Genomic DNA, 21,177 nt, shown 5'->3' on the forward strand with positions numbered 1-21,177 from the left:
CTTGCTGACAGAGTTAGTTGCAATAGAATCTCTCGAGTTCCAATTAACTAAAATCCCTATCAGGGATTGAAACTTTAAGAGGTGCAAAATCTTTTGCTCTAGGTAATTTAGGTTCCAATTAACTAAAATCCCTATCAGGGATTGAAACAAAATACAACCATACACGTGCATTAGAGAACGAAATCGGTAAGTTCCAATTAACTAAAATCCCTATCAGGGATTGAAACAAAATACAACCCAATGATAATTTAAATGATATTAAGTTCCAATTAACTAAAATCCCTATCAGGGATTGAAACTAAGTTTTCAGACGCAATAGCTAATGAAGAAGTGTTCCAATTAACTAAAATCCCTATTAGGGATTGAAACCGCAAAAAAGAAGCTAAAAAACGCAAATAATCTCTCAAAACATCATTTCTCTGTGTACTCTGCGTCCTCTGTGGTTCGTTTTTCCGTTACTTCTGCGTAGAATGCCTGAGAGGGGCGGCGCTAGCCAAGGGGTAGATATATTGCAGCTTCACAAAGAAACGGTATAAGATAATTTACCTCGCAGCTAAGCTACAGGGTAAAATTTCGCAAGCTGCCTTGAATCGAGATTATGAAAACAGCCACAGAATTGCAAGCTCGACTGGAACATTACTACCAGCAAATCAAGACAATTATCCTGGCACGTCAGAATCCGATTACTGGCTTGCTACCTGCAAGTACGGCGATAACTGCTCACGGTGATTATACAGATGCTTGGGTACGAGACAACGTTTACAGTATCTTAGGTGTTTGGGGTTTAGCACTGGCATACCGTAAAGTTGACGAAGACAAGGGACGCACTTATGAGCTAGAACACAGTGTCACCAAGCTGATGCGAGGTTTGCTGTTTGCCATGATGCGACAAGCTCATAAAGTAGAGCAATTTAAACACGCTCAGTCGCCACTGAATGGATTACATGCTAAATACAACACCGCTACTGGTGATATTGTAGTTGGTGATGACGAATGGGGACATTTGCAACTGGATGCCACATCTATATTTTTACTGATGCTGGCACAAATGACCGCTTCAGGGTTGCAAATAATTTATACACTTGATGAAGTAAATTTTGTCCAAAATCTGGTTTATTACATTGGACGAGCATATCGCACACCAGATTACGGGATATGGGAACGAGGTAACAAAATTAATCGTGGCAATGCTGAGTTAAATGCCAGTTCTGTAGGCATGGCAAAAGCTGCATTAGAAGCTATTAATGGGTTAGATTTATTTGGTGTGCGTGGTAGTCAAGCATCAGTAATTCATGTGTTGCCAGATGAAGTTGCCCGCGCCCGCATTACCCTAGAATCTCTATTACCGAGAGAATCTGGTTCTAAAGAAATTGACGCAGCACTGTTGAGTATTATTAGTTATCCTGCCTTTGCAGTTGAAGATGAGCAATTACGCGATCGCACTCTCAATAAGATTATCAATAAACTGCAAGGAAAATACGGCTGCAAACGCTTTTTGCGCGACGGACACCAAACTGTTCTAGAAGACAGCCACCGCTTACATTATGAACCGTGGGAACTCAAGCAGTTTGAACATATCGAATGTGAGTGGCCTTTATTTTTCACTTATTTAGTTCTTGATGGATTGTGTCGAGGCAATCATCAGCAAGTGCAAAAATATCAACAACTTTTAGAATCATTACTTGTAGAACGTGATGGTTTGCATTTATTGCCGGAACTTTATTATGTGCCAGCAGAAAACATAGATGCAGAAAAATTAGCACCCCAAAGTCAACTCCGTTTGCCTAACGAAAATGTCCCCTTGGTGTGGGCGCAGAGTTTATATTTTCTCGGTCAAATGTTAAGTGAAAGTTTACTGGCAATAGGAGATATTGACCCGTTAGGAAGATACTTGTGTGTAGGCAAAAACCGTGAGTCTATGGTACAAATTGCCTTACTAGCAGAAGATGAAGATTTACAAGCAAAACTAGAAGTACACGGCATTGAAACCCAAACGCCCAAGCAATTAGAACCAATTCAAGTCAGAAAAGCCGGGGAACTTTCAGCGATTTATACCCAAATTGGACGTAACGACAAACTCGGTTTAACTGGACGACCAGTACGGCGGCTACGGAGTTTAACAACATCTAGAATTTTTCGCATTCATGGTGAAACAATTGTATTTTTGCCGTCTTTTTTAGACCCCCAACAGTTTTACTTAACTCTCGATTACCATTTTCTACTAGATCAAATTAGAAGTGAACTTGCTTACATTCAAAAATATTGGAGTGAATTAGGTCGTCCGACCCTAACTTTAATGTTGACGCACACCATCTTAGAAATTGGCTCTGAGGCATTACTTGAACTAATGCAAGAACTAAAAGATGGTATTTGTAACGGTGTGCAGGTGAAATTAGGCCGACTTAACCAACTAATGCTCACAGCCAAAATTCAACGAATTGATTTTCTCCAAGATGACGATTTTTTCCAGCCTCCTGTCAAGGATGCTGCACCACATTGCTATTACTTGGCTTACCATCCTGGCAAAAGCTGGCGTTTGGGACATACCCAAGAATTTCAGATGGAGTGCGAAACTAATTTGAGTTTACTGCTTTCTTCTCTGCGCTCATCGGAAAATCTCTACGAGCAAATTGAATTGTTGCAGGCTTTAACTCGTTTGCAGGGACTAGATTTTGATACAGGATTTGGCGGGCCACTATCTCGTGTTAGCACAGCCGATTTACTTGATGAAGTGTATACCAAAGCTGGAGATTTAGGCCTTTGGGCAGTTGTACGACGGGCTGCGGGGTTGCGACAAATGGTTGATATTGGCTTGTCGGATACGGTGACGAGTATTTTGGTACGAGGTAAGCAAATTGCCGTGGGTAGAGCTTACAGCGAAGCATCAGTCATTGCCGTACCCATGTCTTATAGTGAAATTACTGAGAAAATTAATAATTTTTGTCGTGAAGATATCCGCGATCGCGTTTTAACACAGGAAATTCTCATTTATCTTGGTATCCTGATCAGATCAGAACCGGAACTATTTCAAGGACTGTTGACGCTGAGAGTCGGTTATCTAATTTTGCTGATTACTAGCGAACTTGCACGGCAATTAGATGTTACCCAAGATGAAGCTTATGAACGCTTGATGGAACTTTCACCATTTGAAGTAAAAATGCGCTTGCGTCAGGTATTAACTGGTTATACAGGTATGAGTAGCCTGTTGCGCCAACAAGAATCACTCCACGTTAAGCAAAAAGAAAGTGACATTGCTTGGGTAGTGCTACCCACAATAGAGGAAGAAATAGAAGTTCCCGCAGGAGGTTGGCGTAGGTTTCGCCAAGCCGAAGGAGCGCTAAACCGCGTGCCGAAAAACTTTTTTCAGCAGGTTTGGCTATTGATGAAACATTGTAAAGGGATAGTAATTGGCGATAAATTAGAGCGCCGCAATCGTTTAGATAGTGAGGTGATGCTATCGGAGATGACAGCCGGAGAAAGAAATTTCGCTTTATTAGTCGAACATTTACTAAATAAAATCGAAGCTCCAGAGTACCGCCAAGTTAATATTGAAGCCTTAATGGAATTAGCGGCCATCGCTGCTAAAAACCCTAGACTGCAAATCGAAGAATATATCGTTTTGGATGTGTTAATTGGTCACGCAGTGCGATTGGCGTGGTTAGATGGACATCCAGAAAGAGGCGATCGCTATGACGAAGATAAAGCCAGTGCATGGCGATCGTTTTACAATACATCTCCTAGAGATTGTGTCAGTTATATTCTCAAGGCGTTCAGGTTCTTAACTGAATTTGTCAAAGATAGTGTAATGTGATACGACGAATTAAAGTTAAAGACGCGATGAATCACGTCTTTGTGATCTGATCAAAAAACTTTAAAACTAACGGTATTAAAACCGAATCTAGGTGATACCAATTTAAAAAAATGCGACAGATTAGGTAGAGGCACAACAATGTTTTGCCCTTACGAATAATTGATGTGTCACAAACATTATTTGAATTGGTATAAGAATTGGGGTTTGGGAAAAGTTATTGGGTAAGGGTTAAAGATTTTTCTTTTCCCCCTTTCTCCCTTAACCGAAAGGTATTAAGGTAAGGATTTTTAATTTAAATCCCTATGATGCTACTTGAGCAGCAGTCCGAGTCCGCCGTCTTCTACCATCGGCAACTTTTACAGGTGGCTCATCAGGAATTTGCATCAACAAAGTTACGGATGGTTGACATTGCAGTTCTCGACGAATAGAGCGTTGTAATTCCCTCTCTAAAGTTCCTTGTAATCCACCCCAATCTACTTCTAATTGTTCACCTTCACCAGGTTGGGTAAATTCTGACCAACGAACGGTAAGGATTTCTTCAATCCGCTGTTGTACCCATTTTTGTACTAGCGATCGCTCTACACTTGTAACTACACCCCGCAGATGAATTTCTGGTTTAGCCAACAGCTTGCCATTCCAGTCAATGGCAGCCGCGATCGTAACAATACCTTCTTCTGCCATGCGTTGCCGTTCTTGCAGTACTTTGGCGCTTACCATGCCGGAACTAGTAGTATCTACCAGTTCTATACCAGATGGTACTTTACCACCAACGCGGATGGCATTTTCTGTCAGTTCCACAACATCGCCATTCTGGATAATAATCATGTTTTCGGCGGGGATGCCCATACTCTGAGCAGTTTGCGCGTGCTTCACCAACATCCGATGTTCGCCGTGAAATGGCACAAAGAACTTAGGACGAGTCAAAGCAATCATCAGTTTTTGTTCTTCCTGACAACCGTGACCAGATACGTGAATACCTTTGTCCCGACCATAAACTACTGTTGCTCCCTGAATCATCAACTTATCGATGGTGTTAACCACAGCGATAGTATTACCAGGAATCGGATTCGCAGAGAATAAAACTGTATCTCCTGGACGGATTCTGATGTGGGGGTGTTCTTTATTGGCAATCCGGGTCATGGCTGCCATTGTTTCACCCTGAGAGCCAGTAGTTAAAATTAGTACCTTTTCATCAGGCATGTTACGTACTGCGTGCAATGGATGAAACACGCTATCATCACACTTGATGTAACCCAGATTGCGGGCGTGAGCGATCAAATTCAGCATGGAACGACCCACAACTGACACTGCCCGGTTATGCTTCTGCGCCAACTGCAAAATCATGTTGATGCGATGCACACTAGATGCAAAGGTAGTGACAAACAATCGTCCCGTGGCCTTGCCAAATTCCCGATCAAGATTGGGGTAAACTGAACGTTCTGAAGGTGTAAATCCTGGTACTTCTGCATTAGTTGAGTCGCTCAACAAGCAAAGTACACCTTTTTCGCCGTGTTCTGCTAGTCGTTGCAGGTCAAAGTTTTCACCATCGACGGGAGTGTGGTCTATTTTAAAGTCTCCCGTATGAATCACTACACCAAGGGGAGTGTTAATCGCTACAGTAAAGCTATCGGCAATAGAATGGGTGTTGCGGATGTATTCTACAACAAAATGTTTACCAAGCCGCACGACATCGCGGGGGCGGACTGTTCTTAATTCAGTGCGATCGCGCACTCCTGCTTCTTCTAATTTCCCCTCTAGCATTGCCATTGCTAGTCTCGGCCCATAAATCACAGGTATTTCAAATTGCTTCAGGTGAAAAGCAATACCACCAATATGATCTTCATGACCGTGAGTAACGATCATGCCTTTAATTTTGTGGCGATTTTCCCGTAAATAAGTTGTATCTGGTAGGACAATATTTACTCCATGCATTGCCTCTGTAGGAAATGCTAATCCTGCATCTAGCAGGATAATTTCGTCATCGTATTCAAAAACGCAGGTATTTTTCCCAATTTCATGCAGACCACCCAAGGGAATAATCTTTAGGGCGGAGCTAGTTTCGTTTTTTACCATTTTCTCCTTAGATTTTTGCTTGTTTTTTAGTGTTAATAAATTCAAAGTTAGCGATCTTGTATGAAAGGCAACATTTTGCTGTCTATGCTAGAAACAGCTAAATTTTAATCAGATTTTCAGTTACTTGTTCAATTAAATGGACTTTAAACTGAAGGATTCATAGTATATCTATGACAGTTGCAGCGGGGGTTTTTAAAATGCAAACTGGTAAAAATTTTGCCTATTTTTGACATATATTTTTAGCGATGAGTAACCAGTAAGCACTTAACAACTTGCTCTTTAGATTAAATGGAGTTTTTCTAGAACCACCTTTAAATTTTGACTCACTTCTGAATCAACTTCGCATAGGGGTAGACGAGTAGAACCGACCTCCCAACCTTTAAGTTTCAGTGCTTTTTTAACTGGAATGGGATTTGTAGTTAAGAATAAAGCTTTAAACAACGGAAAAAGCTGGAGATGAATTTCGCTGGCAACTTCAACTTTTCCCGCACTAAAAGCTTGGATCATCTGCTGTAGTTGGTTTCCTACCAGATGAGAAGCTACGCTCACCACACCCTTTGCCCCAATCGCTAACAAGGGCAAGGTTAAGGAATCATCTCCAGAGTAAATCTTAAATTCTTTTGGTGTCAAGCGGCGTATTTCACTGGCTTGATCTAAATTTCCACTAGCTTCTTTGATACCAACAATATTGCTAATTTCAGCTAACTGGGCAACTGTTTCAGGGATGAGGTTTTGACCAGTACGTCCAGGAACATTGTATAACAATAACGGCAAATCGGGACAGGCTTGTGCGATCGCCGCAAAGTGCTGGTAAAGACCTGCTTGTGGCGGCTTATTGTAATAGGGTACAACTTGTAAAGAACCATGCACTCCTATTTTAGCTGCCTTCTGGGTAGCAGCGATCGCTTCTTTGGTGGAATTAGAACCACACCCTGCTATCACCTTGGCTTTTCCTGCTACAGACTGCAACACTTCCACAAACAACTGATACTCCTCCTCCCAAGTCAGGGTGGGGGATTCCCCTGTAGTACCACACACCACCAATGTATCTGTACCGTTGCTAGCTAGATGCGCTGCTAGTTCTGCCGCTACATCATAATTGACACTACCGTCTACTTGGAACGGTGTAATCATAGCGGTTAAAACTCTGCCAAATTCTCCCACCCTTTTTTCACTCCTGATTACCCAAACTGTGTTTAATATCTTGGTGGTTTCTTATTGTAATAACCTATTCATCAATTTCTTTCAAGCGTAGTTCGCACAATTGAGCTAATGTTTCTGTATCTTATATGAATGTAAAATGCTAGCAATATGGTTTTTAATTGATTGCTAACTAAACACACACGCAGTTGCAGGTTGAAGTAGATTTTGTTCTACCAATAACTCGGCAATTTGTACTGCATTTAATGCTGCGCCTTTGCGGATTTGATCACCACAAAGCCAAAGTTCTAAACCACAAGGATGAGAAATATCTTGACGAATCCTACCTACTAAAACTTCATCCCTGCCAGTTGCTTCAATTGGCATAGGAAAGTGATTTGTTCCCCAATCTTCTAACAATTTTACTCCTGGGGAGTGACTTAAAATTTCTCTGGCTTCATCTGGGTCAAAAGGTTCCTCAAATTCTAGATTAATTGCTTCTGAATGAGCGCGCAGTACGGGAACCCGTACACATGTAGCAGTAATTCTAATTTGTTGGGTTCCGAAGATTTTTCGAGTTTCGTTGACCATTTTCATTTCTTCTTCACAATACCCTGCATCATTCAATGGAGAGTTGTGAGGAAATAAATTAAATGCTAACGGGTAAGGCAATACTTCAGCAACTGGTGATTGTCCTTGTAATATAGCAGCGGCTTGGGTTTTGACTTCTGCCATTGCTTTGGCACCAGCGCCACTAGCAGATTGATAAGTTGAGGCTACAATACGTTGTATTGGTCTGAGTTTGTGCAATGGCCAAACTGCCACCGTCATCAAAATTGTTGTGCAGTTGGGATTGGCGATAATACCTTTGTGGTTAGCTGCTGCTAATGGGTTTACCTCAGGTACAACTAAGGGAACTTCAGGGTTCATCCGAAAGGCACTGGAGTTATCTATGACTACCGCACCTTTTTCAACCGCAACTGATGCCCATTCTTGGGATGTGGAACCACCTGCACTAGCTAGCACCAAATCCACATTTTCAAAGGCGCGAACATTGACTGATTCTACTAATAAGTTTTCTCCTTTAAAACACAGCGATCGCCCGACACTTCGCTCAGATGCTAATAGTTTTAAATCCGCAACTGGAAAATTACGGCAATCTAACAATTCTAGCAACTCTGTGCCAACGGCACCGGTCGCTCCCAAAATAGCTACACGATAGGATTTAGACAAACTGGCTTCCTCCTTTAAGAGGCGGTTTTTGGAAAAAATTCATACTTTACTTATATAAATAGCAACGCCTAACCTTAAATAAAGTTTTTTATATTTAGAGCAATTTTATTCTTAATAATATACATTTACTTTTTAAATTACATAAATTGAATGATATTGAAATTTACAACAAACGATTATTAAATTAATGCCACTTTGGCATTTTTAATAAAACATATATTATTATACAACAAATTTCTGCTTCAGAAAAAAATGGAAGCGTCTGTACTAGTGAGTTGTACAGGTTTCCAGCTTGATCAAAGTAAATAAACATTTTATCTGGGTAGCAGGTCGGTTAGATAAGTGGTTGTACTATGATCCAATATAGAGTGAAGCCGAAACATCAAAAAAGTGGGCTATACGTTACTTCAATAGCCACCTTGGGCCACACAAGCCCAACGGTACAGTATATAGGATTAAAATCTGTTGGTTGATAACCAGGATATCACGGTGTTAGTCTTCTGAGGAACAAGTCCACTTAGCAGTACCGTTTGGAGGATGAAAAATCTTCACAAAAATCACAACCTAGGGGATTTTTTGGTCTTCATCAACAAAGAACGCGAAAATTATCTTCGACTTTGAAAGTGCAATCGGTTAAGTTATTGCGGTAAAGTATCAAGTCTTTTGCCATTGGCAGTAAACTGGATCTCTACTGAAGGGCACTCATCCATAATCTTTGGATTTTGTAACGTGCCTTATGGGCATCTCCCATCATCAACCAAGAGACATCAACCCTAAGAAGCGGTAAATCGCATCTTGTGTGTACTTGGAGTAAAAAATACCAGAAAATAGAAACGAAGTATGAAAGTTACCCAGGAAAAACTTCCCGCCAGTCAAATTGGGCTGGAAATAGAAATTACGCCAGAAATTACCAAGCAAACTTACGAGCAGGTAATTAGAAATTTAGCTAGTACCACTAATATTCCTGGGTTTCGTAAAGGCAAGGTGCCTCGGCAAATATTGCTACAGCGCCTAGGCACAACTCGAATCAAGGCAGCAGCGCTGGAAGAACTAGTTCAAGATGGCATTGAAAAAGCAGTCAAACAAGAAGCCATCCAGGCAATTGGTCAGCCGCAATTGCGTACTTCGTTTGAGGAATTAATTAATAATTATGAACCGGGGAAGCCTTTGATCTTCTCTGCTGCGATTGATGTGGAGCCAGAAGTTAACTTAGTGCAATACACAGGTTTGCAAGCTCAGGCAGAGGAAATTAAGTACGACTCTACTCAGGTAGAAAACGTCCTCAACCAAGAACGTGAAGGATTAGCGACATTGATTCCTGTGGAAGGACGTGCAGCCCAAATTGGTGATGTTGCTGTAGTCGATTTTAAAGGTTTGCTCTCCAAAGCTGAAGGTGAAGATGAAACAGTCGAACCAACTCCAATTCCTGGAGGCGAAGCAACCGACTTTCAAATAGAGTTACAAGAAGATAAATTTATTCCAGGTTTTGTCTCTGGCATGGTGGGGTTAAATCCTGGAGAAACCAGAGAAATTTCGGCTCAATTTCCAGATCCTTATGTCAATGAAGAATTAGCTGGCAAAGCGGCAATTTTCACAGTGACACTCAAAGAACTCAAAGAAAAAGAGCTACCAGAATTGAACGATGACTTCGCTCAGGAAGTCAGTGACTTTAACACCTTGGATGAACTACGGGCTTCTTTAGAAGAGCGATATCAAAAAGAGGCTGAGGAAAAAACTAAAACTAATAAGCAGGAAGCTTTATTAGCAGAACTGCTGAAGTATGTGGAAGTTGACTTGCCTACAACACTAATTGAGCAGGAAATAGATACAATGCTGACACAAACAGCAGTCCGGCTGTCTCAGCAAGGATTGGATGTCAGGAAACTATTTACCCAAGATATCATTCCTCAATTACGGGAGCGATCGCGCGATGAGGCCATTGAACGCCTGAAGCGATCTGTAGGATTGCGGGAAGTCAGTAAGCGTGAGTCGATTGAGGTGACACCTGAAGAAGTTCAAACTAGAGTTACAGAATTGTTAGAGCAGTACTCAGACCAAGACATTGATGAAGAGAAACTGCAATCAGTGGTAGAAAACGAGCTATTAACAGAAAAAATCATTGATTGGCTGTTAGAACACTCATCAATTGAGCTTGTACCTGAAGGTTCTTTGAGCGTTGCTCCGGAAACAGAAACTGAACCGCTAGAATCAGAGACAGCAACAGAACCTCAGACTGATGAACAAAGCACATCAGAAACCACAGAATCAACAGAAGGATAATGAAAATTCCCCCAGGCAAAAATTGTAAATTATAAGTGTTGAGTCTTGAGTATTAAAAATTTTTACTCAAGATTTCAGTACTTAGCGCTGATTTGGGCTAAATATTTACGGAATCTTCAATAAACTGGGGCATTTATTACCGCCTTACCTTGATACGGTGTTACACGAGAAGAATATGGATGAGGCATAATGGTTAACACATACCTCAAATAGAAATTGCATTCGTGAAACAAGCGGCTCTCGCCGCTGTAAAATCTGTCCTCATTTATTCTCAAATGTGTTTTTATGCTTACATCGCAGTCGGGAAATTACCCCATTAGCAGTTCAAGTCGAGTAGACATCTACTCCCACTTAAGCAGTCCTAGCAACATCGTACCGATGGTGGTAGAACAGTCTGGTATGGGAGAAAGAGCTTTCGACATCTACTCACGCCTACTGCGAGAGCGGATTATCTTTTTGGGAACACCCATAGACGATACTATTGCTAATTCAATTGTTGCTCAGTTGCTATTTCTAGACGCTGAAGACTCAGAAAAGGACATTCAACTGTACATCAATTCTCCTGGTGGCTCTGTCTACGCAGGCATGGCAATTTATGATACAATTCAGCAAATCCGTCCTGATGTTGTTACCATCTGTTTTGGATTAGCCGCTAGTATGGGGGCATTCTTGTTAACAGCAGGAACTTCTGGTAAGCGTATGTCTTTACCTGACTCTCGTATTATGATTCACCAACCACTGGGAGGCGCTCAAGGTCAAGCCATTGATATAGAAATTCAAGCCAGAGAAATTCTTTACATTAAAGGTAAGTTGAATCAGTTAATGGCTCATCATACTGGTCAACCCCTAGAAAGACTTGAAGCGGACACTGAGCGCGACTTTTTTATGTCGGCAGAAGAAGCTAAAAACTACGGTTTGATAGATCAAGTCATCTCCAGACAAAATCTTCCCACAGCAGGGGAAAACGTCACCATTCTGAAATAAGAGGCTGGTATGTCTAAGTACGACTCCCATTTAAAATGTTCGTTTTGTGGCAAGTCTCAAGAGCAGGTGCGTAAATTGATCGCAGGGCCGGGAGTCTATATCTGCGATGAATGCGTTGACTTGTGCAATGAAATACTAGATGAGGAGTTACTTGATACTAATGGTGCCGCGTCGCAACCAGCACCTAAGTCAGAACCGCCTCAAAAACGCCGTGCCCGCTCTTCCAATCTCTCATTTAATCAAATACCTAAACCAAGAGAGATTAAGAATTATCTAGACGAACATGTTATTGGTCAAGACGAAGCCAAAAAAGTATTGTCAGTAGCAGTCTACAATCACTACAAACGGCTAGCAGTTCTTCAGTCTAAAAGTAGTGGCAAAGGTGGAACTGATGATGCAGTAGAACTGCAAAAGTCCAATATTTTGTTAATTGGGCCGACAGGCTGTGGCAAAACTCTCTTGGCACAAACCCTGGCAAAAATCCTCGATGTCCCCTTTGCGGTTGCCGATGCCACAACACTAACAGAAGCCGGGTATGTAGGAGAAGATGTCGAGAATATCTTGCTGCGACTGTTGCAAGTAGCAGATTTAGACGTAGAGGAAGCACAGCGAGGCATTATCTACATTGACGAAATTGACAAAGTTGCTCGCAAAAGCGAGAATCCCTCAATTACACGCGATGTTTCCGGCGAAGGTGTACAGCAAGCTTTGCTGAAAATGCTAGAAGGAACAGTTGCCAATGTCCCACCCCAGGGAGGACGTAAGCATCCTTATCAAGATTGCATCCAGATTGATACCAGCAATATTCTATTTGTCTGCGGCGGTGCCTTTGTCGGTTTAGAAAAGGTCGTGGAGCAAAGAGCAGGCAAAAAGTCAATAGGTTTTGTCCAACCTGGAGAAGGTCAATCTAAAGAAAAGCGAAACGCAGATACTCTCCGTTATCTGGAACCTGATGACTTGGTGAAATTTGGGATGATTCCCGAATTTATTGGGCGGGTGCCAATGGTAGCAGTAGTAGATCCGCTGGATGAAGAAGCGCTGATGGCAATTCTCACCGAACCACGCAGTGCCTTGGTAAAACAGTACCAAAAACTGCTGAAGATGGATAACGTCCAATTAGACTTTAAAGCAGATGCCTTGCGGGCGATCGCTCAAGAAGCATACCGCCGTAAAACTGGCGCTAGAGCATTGCGAGGTATTGTGGAAGAATTAATGCTGGATGTCATGTATGAGTTACCATCCCGCAAGGATGTAACTCGTTGCACAGTCACGCGGGAGATGGTTGAGAAACGTTCGACAGCCGAACTACTTGTACATCCCTCTTCCTTACCTAAGCCAGAATCAGCATAATTTTCATTTGTCATTAGTCAGTGGTCAATAGCAAAAAATAAATTACAACCGACCACTGACAATTAACAAAGTATAAAAGATAAATGCCTTATATTAAAGTTCGTGGAGTTGAGCATTACTACGAGTGGGTAAAAAAATCATCCACTTCCTCGGAAAAGCCAGTTATGGTTTTTATCCACGGTTGGGCTGGTTCAGCTAGGTATTGGAGAACCACGGCTGAAGCTTTAGTAGAACAATTTGACTGTTTACTTTACGATTTACGGGGATTTGGACGTTCCCGCGGAAAGCCAACCATAGTCCAAGCAAGTGAAGCTGTTGTTGATTCCCAGTCTCCTCAAGAACAGTCAGAGGCAATCGCAGAATTAACCTACGAATTAGAAGAATACGCTGAGGATTTGGTAGCTTTGCTAGATGAGTTGCATCTCCAACGTGTTTATATTAATGCCCACTCAATGGGCGCGTCTATTGCCACTTTATTCTTTAACCGCTACCCCCAAAAAGTGGAACGAGGAATTTTGACTTGTAGTGGTATTTTTGAGTATGACGAAAAAGCTTTTACTGCCTTTCATAAATTTGGTGGCTATGTAGTCAAATTCCGCCCCAAGTGGTTGGAAAAAATACCATTTGTTGACCGGATGTTTATGGCTAGATTTTTGTATAGCCCCATCCCAGCTGCTGAACGCCAAGCTTTTTTACAAGATTTTCTGGAAGCAGATTATGATGCAGCCCTAGGCACAATTTTTACTTCAGTGAGTAAGGCGCAGTCTGAATTAATGCCAGACGAATTTGCTAAATTAACAGTGCCGACTTTGTTAGTGGCGGGGGAGTATGACAAGATTATTCCAGCCCAGATGGGTCGTCAAGCAGCCGCACTGAATGACAAAGTTGAGTTTGCGATGATTCCCAATACAGCACATTTCCCCATGTTGGAGGATGCACCAACTTATATGCAGCGAGTGCGAGAGTTTTTGCAAATTCCCGTACCAGAAGCACAAACAGTTTAATGTATCCCAAAAGGTTCGCCATAGCTTTCATGGAAGCAAACTTGATTGAGAGGGAAGCGTCCACCATATTGCTTGAAGGGTTCATTGGCATAGCCGAGTGCTAGTAAACAACAAATGTCTACTTCTTCGGGAATGTCAAATGCTTCCTTTACTTGAGCGCTGACAAATCCTTCCATTGGACAGCTATCGACACCAAAGCTTTTTGCCACCAGCATCATGTAGGCTACTGCTAACATTGTGTGGCGGTTAGTCCAGGCTTCCATTGTCTCAAAGCTAGGATGATTGGTAAAGAATTCAGGAATACTAGAACGCATATAATTTGCGTAGCTATCGGTCATACTTTCAGCTTCTTCCCCTAGATGGATGACAGAAGTAATATTTTCAATTTGCTTTGCTTGTCTGTCACCACAACAAATTAAGACTACTGGTGCTTCGCCCACTTGGCGCTGATTAAAAGCACAGGCTTGGAGTTGATCTTTATTTTCTTGCTCGGTGACAACAATAAATCGCCAAGGCTGGAGATTAAAGCCCGATGGTGCTTGTAATGAGAGTTCGAGGATTTCTTGCAAAATCGCTTCGGTAATGCGATCGCTCTTAAAAGTTCTAGCAGCACGACGTTGTTTGATTGCTTCTATCAGACCGACATAGGGTTTCATTTCTACAAACATAATTCTGAGTTGTTTGTCATGTGTATTGACCTATGTAATTTTCTTCGTATCTGTGTTGCTCTTGCTTCTACCTATGGGTTAATCAATGTAAGACTTCTTCATACACTCTTAAGTATTCAATCGCTATTTTTTGGGGTTGAAAATTTTCTTTGGCATACAGATGAGCTTTTTTTGACCAATGATGCAAGACATCTGGTTGATTTAAAGTATGTATTAGCAATTTAGCTGCTTCTTCTAGTTTTGTGGGCAGAACCAAACCCAAATCATGTTCTTGGAATATTTCAGCTAAGTTCATTGTTGGCATGATCGCACAAGGTAATCCTAGATACATTGCCTCTGCAATTGATACTCCAAATACCTCCCACCGAGAAGTTTGGATATACATGCTTGCTTGGGTCAACACTTTGTTTTTTTCTGCCTTAAAGACTGGTGGATGAAAATATATATTTGCAGGAAGATTAGCCTGAATGCGCTTTAACCAATTGCTAGTTTTGGTGTCTGTTCTTCCATATAGATGCACTTCAATATCTGGCGTTAATAAACTAGCAAGTTCTACTAAAATATCAATACCCTTATGAAAAACATCGAATCTACCTAAATAAACAAGTTTTTTACTATTTATATTTCCACTCCATGTTGTATCTGAAAAATCCTCAATTTTCACAGGATTAGTTATGCAATAAATCACTCCTTTGTAATTAGGAACGTAATCTTGTATAGTTCTTTGTTCTCCTGGCGTAACTGCTGTTATTGCCGATGCTTTTAACAACCGAGGTTTTTCTATTAACCAACCATAAAGCCACTTTTTCAACCATCCCCGCCTCAGAAATTCTGGAGTGATTGCATGTGGTGTAACAATGTAAGGAATTTTTTGTCGAACCAAGTGTGCTGATAAGCTAGCTTGTCTAAATAAAAATATTGAATGAAAGTGAAAAATTTCTGCTGTATCAGATTTTAGTAAATTATCTAATGCTTTTTTGTTGTACATTCCGTTCTTAGAAGGAATATACAGCAAATTTATACCCGTTTTTTCGGCAAAATCTATAGTAGAGTTTATGGGTTTACCATTAAGCAGAATACTGACATTATGACCCAGAATAACTTGACTTCGTGCAACTGACCAGACAACATAATTGATACCGTTTACCGCTTCAGGGGATACGGAAGCTCCTATATGCAGAATCTTCACAATTTTTTGTATGTTTTACAGAATCTAGTACTACATGAAAGCGTGTGTACACATCCTAAAACTCTGTCATAATTTTTGACATTTAACAGACTTTTTCTTTTCTATCCTCTTCACTTATGGATTAACTCAAACCCAATTCTCGTTTCAACAAATTAATTGAATTTGTCCCGATATAGTTTTCAACCTTAATCAACTTGGGTGGACGAATAATATCTTCAGCAAATGTTTGCACTGCCGCCTGTACCGTCGCAAAGCAGGCTTGATCGCTGATAATTACCTCAGCCCGCTTGACGATCGCATGAAGTTTGTAAGCATCTTTGGGTTGAGAAGTCATCACTAGTAATTCATCTCCCCGTAAACCGTGGAGAATCACTTCTGCGGCTCTGGCAATTCCCGAACTTAGGCTAACTATCCCCACACAGTTTTCTTTGGGTAAGGTTTTCAGTAGATTGAGTTCTTTAGTGTAATCGTAGATATCCAAAGGAATCACACGTACAGCTTTGGGAGCAGCAATTTCTTCTACGCTTCCAATGAAATATCGGCTAGTAACCACCGTTGCCGAGTTAGTTTTATCTAGCACAACGGCTAATTCTTCCATTGCTACCAACTGCACTGGTATTTTTAAAGCTGCTTCTAATTCATACACCATCAATTCACCAGCACCCATGTCATGGGATGGAACTGCAACCAGTACTTGGGCGCTACAACGCAAGCGCCAGTCGATTTCCGCTAAAAATAACTCTCTGGCTTGATTGAGTGAGCATCCGTGAGAGAGCAATTCGTCAAGTGCTTGCTGTACAAGTGTATATGCTTCATCGGGATGTTGTCTGAGGATTGGTGATGGTAACTTGCTACCACCCTCATGACCTTGAGCGCGGACATAAATGCCTGAACCAGCAAGACTTTCAACTAACCCGTCATCCTCTAGCTGGCGGTAAACTTTGCTAATGGTATTTCGGTGTAGCCCAGTTTGCATTGCCAGTGCCCGTGTGCTGGGTAATTTGTATCCAGGTGGATATTGCCGGGAAGCGATCGCAAACCGGATTTGATTAAACAGCTGGGCTGATGCAGGAATTTCGCTGTCTGGCTGAATACGGAATTGAATCATCACCAAACCTCTGAGATACTAGTACCGCAAGGCGGAATTAAAAATTAAAAATTAAACAAAGAATACGGCGTAAGCTTTTCATTGATTTGGAATGGGTGATTTATTTACACTATCCTGTACTAATAAAGGCAATTGACTAGCTGCATTTGCTAAGTGTTAAATGTTTTCTTTTGACAGGAAATTTTTTTGGTACTCATTTATTCACTGGCGGTAGTTAATAATTTAAATGGCAATCGACTGTACATACTGGCATAACTGTACATACTGGCATAGTTATATCAAATCATTACACGGCTAATTTACAGCACTAGTAAAAATTATTATGACAGAGCAAGCAATAAATACCACAACGGTTAATCTTTCTCTACGAGACGGATCGCTCGATGGGTTGCAAATAGCAGCTTATTTGGCACAGCCGAAAGAATCTGGTTCTTATCCAGGGGTTGTGGTTTTACAGGAGATTTTTGGTGTTAACGTCCATATTCGGGAAGTTACAGAACGAATTGCCAAACAAGGCTACGTGGCGATCGCTCCTGCACTTTTCCAACGTCAAGCTCCTGGTTTTGAAACTGGCTATACCCCAGAAGATGTTGAAATCAGTAGGGGCTATGCGATGCAAACTCAAGCATCAGAATTATTGAGCGATATCCAAGCTGCCATTGACTACCTTAAAAGTCTTCCCGAAGTCAAGAAAGATGGCTTCGGCTGTATTGGTTTCTGTTTTGGTGGTCATGTAGCATATTTGGCGGCTACTCTCCCAGATGTCAAAGCTACTGCTTCATTCTACGGTGCTGGTATTGCTACTAGGACATTCGGAGGTGGCGCTCCTACGGTGACTCGTACCCCAGAAATTAAAGGTACAGTTTATGCATTTTTTGGTATGGAAGATGCCAGTATTCCTAGTGAACAGGTAGATGAAATTGCCGCAGAGTTAGAAAAATACCAAATTCCTCATCGGGTGTTTCGCTACGATGGAGCTGACCACGGATTTTTTTGTGACCATCGTGCCAGCTATAATCCTAAAGCGGCAGCCGATGCTTGGGAGCAGGTGAAACAACTTTTTGGTCAACTGATCTAAAAACTCACGTAGCTGTTGCATACTTATCGTTTAGATCGTCAGTGGTCAGTTGTCAGTGGTCAGTAGCAAAACAACTAACAACTGACAACACTTCGACAAGCTCAGTGCATCGCTGACAACTAACAACTAACAATAGTTGCATCAGCTCAAATAACAATTTATCTTCAATTGTCATGAACTCCGAATCGAAACTTTCTCAAACAGCCAATTCGTCTTTCACGATGGATGATTTTGCCAAAGCCCTAGAAAAACACGACTACCAGTTTCAAAAGGGACAGGTTGTACATGGTAAAGTGTTTCAACTTGACCATGATGGAGCTTATGTTGATATTGGTGGCAAGTCGTCAGCTTTTCTTCCCCGCGATGAGGCTTCTTTGAGAGCAGTTACTGATTTATCGGAGGTACTGCCTTTGCAAGAAGATTTAGAATTTTTGGTGATCCGAGATCAGGATGCTGAAGGTCAAGTTACCCTTTCTCGTAAGCAGTTAGAAATTCAGCACGTTTGGGAAAAACTTTTGCAAATGCAAGAAAATTCTCAGACAGTGCAAGTACGAGTCACGGGTGTAAATAAAGGTGGTGTCACCGTCGATATTAATTCTTTGCGAGGATTTATTCCGCGATCGCATTTGGCTGAGCGTGATAATTTAGAAGCACTCAAAGGTCAAAGTTTGACTGTGGGTTTTTTAGAAATTAATCGTAACACCAATAAACTCATCCTTTCCCAACGTTTAGCGGCTCGTTCAGCTAACTTCAGTTTGTTAGAACCAGGTCAATTAGTCGAAGGTAAAGTGACTGGGATTAAACCATTTGGGGTGTTTGTAGATTTAGATGGCATGAGTGCTTTGCTGCACATCAAGCAAGTGAGCCAAAAATTCATCGAATCTCTAGATAAAGTCTTTCAAGTCGGTCAAATCATTAAAGCGATTATTATTGACTTGGATGAAGGTAAAGGTCGAGTGGCTCTTTCTACCAGGGTTTTGGAAAACTTCCCTGGCGAACTGTTAGAAAATATGGATGAGGTGATGGCGACCGCCGAGGCGCGTGCTAACCGAGCCAGTAACAAAACTGCTGAATAGCTGTTAAACACATAGCAGTAATTTTTCTTGGCGATAGCTCTGGCGGAGTTCTTGTAAAGTCTCTTCATGAAAGGCATAAGGAATTAACTCAACTAATTCGCCCCAACTGTACAACTCAGACTCAGAAGTCACTTGCAAAAATTCCTGAGTGAAGAATTGCGCCCACCAGCTGGGCGCTTGTTTTTTGGAGGCATAGTCATGTTGCTTACGCCAGCGCCTACGCCATTTGATTAAGTCTGATTGTCTGGGCCGTTGCACTCCGATAATTGGCGGAAAATCAGCGTAGCTGACAAATTTGCTGATACCTTTTGCGTGGACATAAACCACATATCGCCAACATTCAACTGTATATATATCTGTACGACCAATTTGGAACATTAAGCAAACTGCCTCTTCTGTAACAAATCGTCCTAATTGGTGGAGAGTGAACGATTTGTGGACAATTTTTGATTCGCGGATATTCAGCGCTTTTAGCTTGAGTGATGATACCATAAAAATGTCTGTAAAGCGGGTAGATTTTTGCCCTGTAGGTAAATATGTCATCCGTTTTACGGGATAGGTATTGCGATCGCCTTTCAGTTTTGCAGGCCGGGGGGCGATCGTTTTATCAGATAGGAGACATTAAACGACTTATATAAGTCAGTTGTCAAGTGTATTATGGGAATGATCCGGCTGAAGATTCGAGAGTTTGCTGATGAGAAGGGTTGGACACTAAAAGAGGTATCTGATCGTTCTGGTGTAGTTTACAGCACTCTCAGAACTTACGCGCGATCGCCTGGGCTAGCAACTGTTGACTTTACTGCCATTCAGAAGTTGGCTAGAACTTTTGATGTGATGATTGAAGAATTGGTTGAGGTGGTACAAGAATAGGCGAAAGTTGATTTTCTGGCGTGGATTTATAATTTTATACTAAATAGTAAGTTTGCGATCGCTCTTATATTGATGGCAATGGTGGAATTTCAAAGTCATTAAAAGAGCAAACGTCATAAGAAGAAGTGCTTAAAGCTTTCATTAGCTTACCATCGAGAGTCAGCAAAGTAGCTCCAACCTGCTGTGAAAGCGCAACATAAGAAGCATCATAAGCGGAGATATTGTAATTTAATGCGATCATTACTGCATCCGCCATCAAGTCAGCATTAGAAACGACACGCAAAGGGAAACTTTTGAGAGTGGCTAAATCTGCTGGTACATCAGCAACAGCATAAAGCCTCGCGCGGACATACTTCCAAATAATATTGCCACACTCAATGTAAAACAGGTCAGGAACAAAGATTGCTGTTTGAGGATTGGCAAGATGAGCAAAGAGTTGATCAACTTTCGCCATTAATGGATCATCGGGTATAAATTGTTTGATACCTACACTGGCATCCACAACACACCTAAGAGGAATAGTCATCTGTCGCGGTCTTCTCTAATCATCGCAGTGCTGTCAGGCCATTCGACATCAGTTCGACGACTTTCACGGCGAACACGAATTTCCTCTAGAAGTTTTGGGACATTTTTTCGTCTTTCCTCTTCTGTTGGCTGTGGTTCAGTTTCCAAAACTTGTTCTAACAAAGTTATCACTTGGGCGTTAATTGAACGATGCTGAGATGCAGCTAACTCTTGCAGCTTGGCATACAAATCATCGGGTAAATTTCTTACATAAAGGGTAGCCATCGCTTTACCTCAAAGTAGGATTCAACACTATGATAGCATAATGCAAGCAAAAAATTATTTTGATAACTCCTCTCATTTGAGAGGAGTACGGTAGGTTTTTATGGTTTAAGCGCTATTTGTTTAGCGTTTCAATTACTTCTTTTATCAACTGCTTAGTCTTGTGAAGATTTAGCAGTCTAGTTTGGTCATAGCGTTCTGGTAGTGGAAGTAACTTACCTTCTAGTGTTGCGCGAATCAGCGCGGCTTGTTCATCAGTAGGTTCTCCTATTTCATAAAGCATTGTGCCAAGCGCTTCAGAACTTCTCCAACTAAGATCCCTTAATCCTCTTTTGTGATCTTTGAATTGCTGAATAGCTCGCATGGGGAAAGCCAATAACGGAGTAATCCAACTTGTTTTATACCCAGGATTTCCTACTGGCTTGAGTCCGTACCGTGCAGCTAAGTCTTTCAATTCTTTAAGCGTTTTGCTTTCAAGTTCAGAACGTGTAAACATAGAAGTGCCTAATTTTCTAATTGGGTTTGGC

General features: G+C 41.5%; 18 protein-coding genes and 1 CRISPR repeat array (1 of these 19 running past the window's edge). Of the genes, 8 read left to right on the forward strand and 10 right to left on the reverse strand.

Features of this window, described 5'->3' with window-relative positions; translation table 11 throughout:
- A CRISPR array of direct repeats spans nucleotides 1-369; the repeat unit is 37 nt; unit sequence GTTCCAATTAACTAAAATCCCTATCAGGGATTGAAAC; it begins 547 nt to the left of the window's first position.
- A 229-nt stretch (nucleotides 370-598) separates the two neighbouring features.
- The gene (locus I8751_RS07330) at nucleotides 599-3,811 is read left to right on the forward strand and encodes a glycoside hydrolase family 15 protein (protein WP_214438514.1); all 3,213 of its coding nucleotides are present in this window, start codon (nucleotides 599-601) and stop codon (nucleotides 3,809-3,811) included.
- Nucleotides 3,812-4,111: 300 nt separating this feature from the next.
- Here the strand turns inward: I8751_RS07330 and I8751_RS07335 are convergent, their stop codons facing one another.
- The 3 genes from I8751_RS07335 to I8751_RS07345 all read right to left on the reverse strand — a co-directional run bounded on the left by I8751_RS07335 (nucleotide 4,112) and on the right by I8751_RS07345 (nucleotide 8,257).
- Complete coding sequence (locus tag I8751_RS07335; RefSeq protein ID WP_214438515.1) at nucleotides 4,112-5,884, reverse strand: ribonuclease J; 1,773 nt, start codon at nucleotides 5,882-5,884, stop codon at nucleotides 4,112-4,114.
- A gap of 279 nt (nucleotides 5,885-6,163) precedes the next feature.
- Nucleotides 6,164-7,048 carry a 4-hydroxy-tetrahydrodipicolinate synthase gene (gene dapA, locus I8751_RS07340; RefSeq protein ID WP_214438516.1) on the reverse strand — a complete coding sequence of 295 codons (885 nt, stop codon included), beginning with the start codon at nucleotides 7,046-7,048 and terminating at the stop codon, nucleotides 6,164-6,166.
- Between the two features lie 165 nt (nucleotides 7,049-7,213).
- Entirely contained in the window at nucleotides 7,214-8,257 is a 1,044-nt protein-coding gene (locus tag I8751_RS07345) for an aspartate-semialdehyde dehydrogenase (RefSeq protein ID WP_214438517.1), read from the reverse strand.
- 840 nt (nucleotides 8,258-9,097) lie between these two features.
- Between I8751_RS07345 and tig the strand changes: the two genes are divergently transcribed.
- From tig to I8751_RS07365, 4 genes are all read left to right on the forward strand, one after another.
- Nucleotides 9,098-10,537 carry a trigger factor gene (gene tig, locus I8751_RS07350; protein WP_214438518.1) on the forward strand — a complete coding sequence of 480 codons (1,440 nt, stop codon included), beginning with the start codon at nucleotides 9,098-9,100 and terminating at the stop codon, nucleotides 10,535-10,537.
- Nucleotides 10,538-10,822: 285 nt separating this feature from the next.
- Nucleotides 10,823-11,521 carry an ATP-dependent Clp endopeptidase proteolytic subunit ClpP gene (clpP, locus tag I8751_RS07355; RefSeq protein WP_214438519.1) on the forward strand — a complete coding sequence of 233 codons (699 nt, stop codon included), beginning with the start codon at nucleotides 10,823-10,825 and terminating at the stop codon, nucleotides 11,519-11,521.
- Between the two features lie 9 nt (nucleotides 11,522-11,530).
- Nucleotides 11,531-12,871 (forward strand): ATP-dependent protease ATP-binding subunit ClpX, encoded by a 1,341-nt coding sequence (clpX, locus tag I8751_RS07360; protein ID WP_214438520.1) that lies wholly within the window; start codon nucleotides 11,531-11,533, stop codon nucleotides 12,869-12,871.
- An 83-nt stretch (nucleotides 12,872-12,954) separates the two neighbouring features.
- Entirely contained in the window at nucleotides 12,955-13,875 is a 921-nt protein-coding gene (locus tag I8751_RS07365) for an alpha/beta fold hydrolase (protein ID WP_214438521.1), read from the forward strand.
- Here I8751_RS07365 and I8751_RS07370 read toward each other — a convergent pair.
- From I8751_RS07370 to I8751_RS07380, 3 genes are all read right to left on the reverse strand, one after another.
- Nucleotides 13,872-14,543, reverse strand: a complete 672-nt coding sequence (locus I8751_RS07370) for a nitroreductase family protein (protein WP_214438522.1) — start codon at nucleotides 14,541-14,543, stop codon at nucleotides 13,872-13,874. The genes I8751_RS07365 and I8751_RS07370 overlap by 4 nt on opposite strands.
- 82 nt (nucleotides 14,544-14,625) lie before the next feature.
- Nucleotides 14,626-15,732: a glycosyltransferase family 4 protein gene (locus tag I8751_RS07375; RefSeq protein ID WP_214438523.1), complete on the reverse strand. Its 1,107-nt coding sequence runs from the start codon at nucleotides 15,730-15,732 to the stop codon at nucleotides 14,626-14,628.
- Nucleotides 15,733-15,853: 121 nt separating this feature from the next.
- The gene (locus tag I8751_RS07380) at nucleotides 15,854-16,840 is read right to left on the reverse strand and encodes a GntR family transcriptional regulator (RefSeq protein ID WP_214438524.1); all 987 of its coding nucleotides are present in this window, start codon (nucleotides 16,838-16,840) and stop codon (nucleotides 15,854-15,856) included.
- 322 nt (nucleotides 16,841-17,162) lie between these two features.
- Between I8751_RS07380 and I8751_RS07385 the strand changes: the two genes are divergently transcribed.
- A complete protein-coding gene (locus I8751_RS07385) occupies nucleotides 17,163-17,918 on the forward strand; it encodes a dienelactone hydrolase family protein (protein WP_214438525.1) in 756 nt (251 codons plus the stop codon).
- A 173-nt stretch (nucleotides 17,919-18,091) separates the two neighbouring features.
- Entirely contained in the window at nucleotides 18,092-18,994 is a 903-nt protein-coding gene (locus I8751_RS07390; RefSeq protein WP_214438526.1) for a S1 RNA-binding domain-containing protein, read from the forward strand.
- Between the two features lie 3 nt (nucleotides 18,995-18,997).
- Here I8751_RS07390 and I8751_RS07395 read toward each other — a convergent pair whose 3' ends face one another.
- The gene (locus I8751_RS07395; RefSeq protein ID WP_214438583.1) at nucleotides 18,998-19,486 is read right to left on the reverse strand and encodes a hypothetical protein; all 489 of its coding nucleotides are present in this window, start codon (nucleotides 19,484-19,486) and stop codon (nucleotides 18,998-19,000) included.
- Between the two features lie 165 nt (nucleotides 19,487-19,651).
- Here I8751_RS07395 and I8751_RS07400 point away from each other — a divergent pair, with 165 nt between their 5' ends.
- Nucleotides 19,652-19,864: a helix-turn-helix domain-containing protein gene (locus I8751_RS07400; RefSeq protein ID WP_162394360.1), complete on the forward strand. Its 213-nt coding sequence runs from the start codon at nucleotides 19,652-19,654 to the stop codon at nucleotides 19,862-19,864.
- 64 nt (nucleotides 19,865-19,928) lie between these two features.
- On the opposite strand, the gene I8751_RS07405 is transcribed toward I8751_RS07400, so the two are convergent.
- From I8751_RS07405 to I8751_RS07415, 3 genes are all read right to left on the reverse strand, one after another.
- Nucleotides 19,929-20,390 carry a type II toxin-antitoxin system VapC family toxin gene (locus I8751_RS07405; RefSeq protein ID WP_214438527.1) on the reverse strand — a complete coding sequence of 154 codons (462 nt, stop codon included), beginning with the start codon at nucleotides 20,388-20,390 and terminating at the stop codon, nucleotides 19,929-19,931.
- Nucleotides 20,387-20,653 carry a FitA-like ribbon-helix-helix domain-containing protein gene (locus I8751_RS07410; RefSeq protein ID WP_214438528.1) on the reverse strand — a complete coding sequence of 89 codons (267 nt, stop codon included), beginning with the start codon at nucleotides 20,651-20,653 and terminating at the stop codon, nucleotides 20,387-20,389. Before I8751_RS07410 ends, I8751_RS07405 begins: the two co-directional genes overlap by 4 nt.
- A 112-nt stretch (nucleotides 20,654-20,765) precedes the next feature.
- Nucleotides 20,766-21,146 (reverse strand): hypothetical protein, encoded by a 381-nt coding sequence (locus I8751_RS07415; protein ID WP_214438529.1) that lies wholly within the window; start codon nucleotides 21,144-21,146, stop codon nucleotides 20,766-20,768.
- Nucleotides 21,147-21,177 lie beyond the last annotated feature (31 nt).

Origin of the sequence: Atlanticothrix silvestris CENA357, assembly GCF_016056295.1 — a bacterium.
GTDB classification, from domain to species: Bacteria; Cyanobacteriota; Cyanobacteriia; order Cyanobacteriales; family Nostocaceae; genus Atlanticothrix; species Atlanticothrix silvestris.

Coding starts and splice junctions, on each gene's coding strand:
- I8751_RS07330 (WP_214438514.1), top strand. CDS start 599: ATGAAAACAGCCACAGAATTGCAAGCTCGACTGGAACATTACTACCAG.
- I8751_RS07335 (WP_214438515.1), bottom strand. CDS start 5,884: ATGGTAAAAAACGAAACTAGCTCCGCCCTAAAGATTATTCCCTTGGGT.
- tig (WP_214438518.1), top strand. CDS start 9,098: ATGAAAGTTACCCAGGAAAAACTTCCCGCCAGTCAAATTGGGCTGGAA.
- clpP (WP_214438519.1), top strand. CDS start 10,823: ATGCTTACATCGCAGTCGGGAAATTACCCCATTAGCAGTTCAAGTCGA.
- clpX (WP_214438520.1), top strand. CDS start 11,531: ATGTCTAAGTACGACTCCCATTTAAAATGTTCGTTTTGTGGCAAGTCT.
- I8751_RS07365 (WP_214438521.1), top strand. CDS start 12,955: ATGCCTTATATTAAAGTTCGTGGAGTTGAGCATTACTACGAGTGGGTA.
- I8751_RS07370 (WP_214438522.1), bottom strand. CDS start 14,543: ATGTTTGTAGAAATGAAACCCTATGTCGGTCTGATAGAAGCAATCAAA.
- I8751_RS07380 (WP_214438524.1), bottom strand. CDS start 16,840: ATGATTCAATTCCGTATTCAGCCAGACAGCGAAATTCCTGCATCAGCC.
- I8751_RS07385 (WP_214438525.1), top strand. CDS start 17,163: ATGACAGAGCAAGCAATAAATACCACAACGGTTAATCTTTCTCTACGA.
- I8751_RS07390 (WP_214438526.1), top strand. CDS start 18,092: ATGAACTCCGAATCGAAACTTTCTCAAACAGCCAATTCGTCTTTCACG.
- I8751_RS07395 (WP_214438583.1), bottom strand. CDS start 19,486: ATGGTATCATCACTCAAGCTAAAAGCGCTGAATATCCGCGAATCAAAA.
- I8751_RS07400 (WP_162394360.1), top strand. CDS start 19,652: ATGGGAATGATCCGGCTGAAGATTCGAGAGTTTGCTGATGAGAAGGGT.
- I8751_RS07405 (WP_214438527.1), bottom strand. CDS start 20,390: ATGACTATTCCTCTTAGGTGTGTTGTGGATGCCAGTGTAGGTATCAAA.
- I8751_RS07410 (WP_214438528.1), bottom strand. CDS start 20,653: ATGGCTACCCTTTATGTAAGAAATTTACCCGATGATTTGTATGCCAAG.
- I8751_RS07415 (WP_214438529.1), bottom strand. CDS start 21,146: ATGTTTACACGTTCTGAACTTGAAAGCAAAACGCTTAAAGAATTGAAA.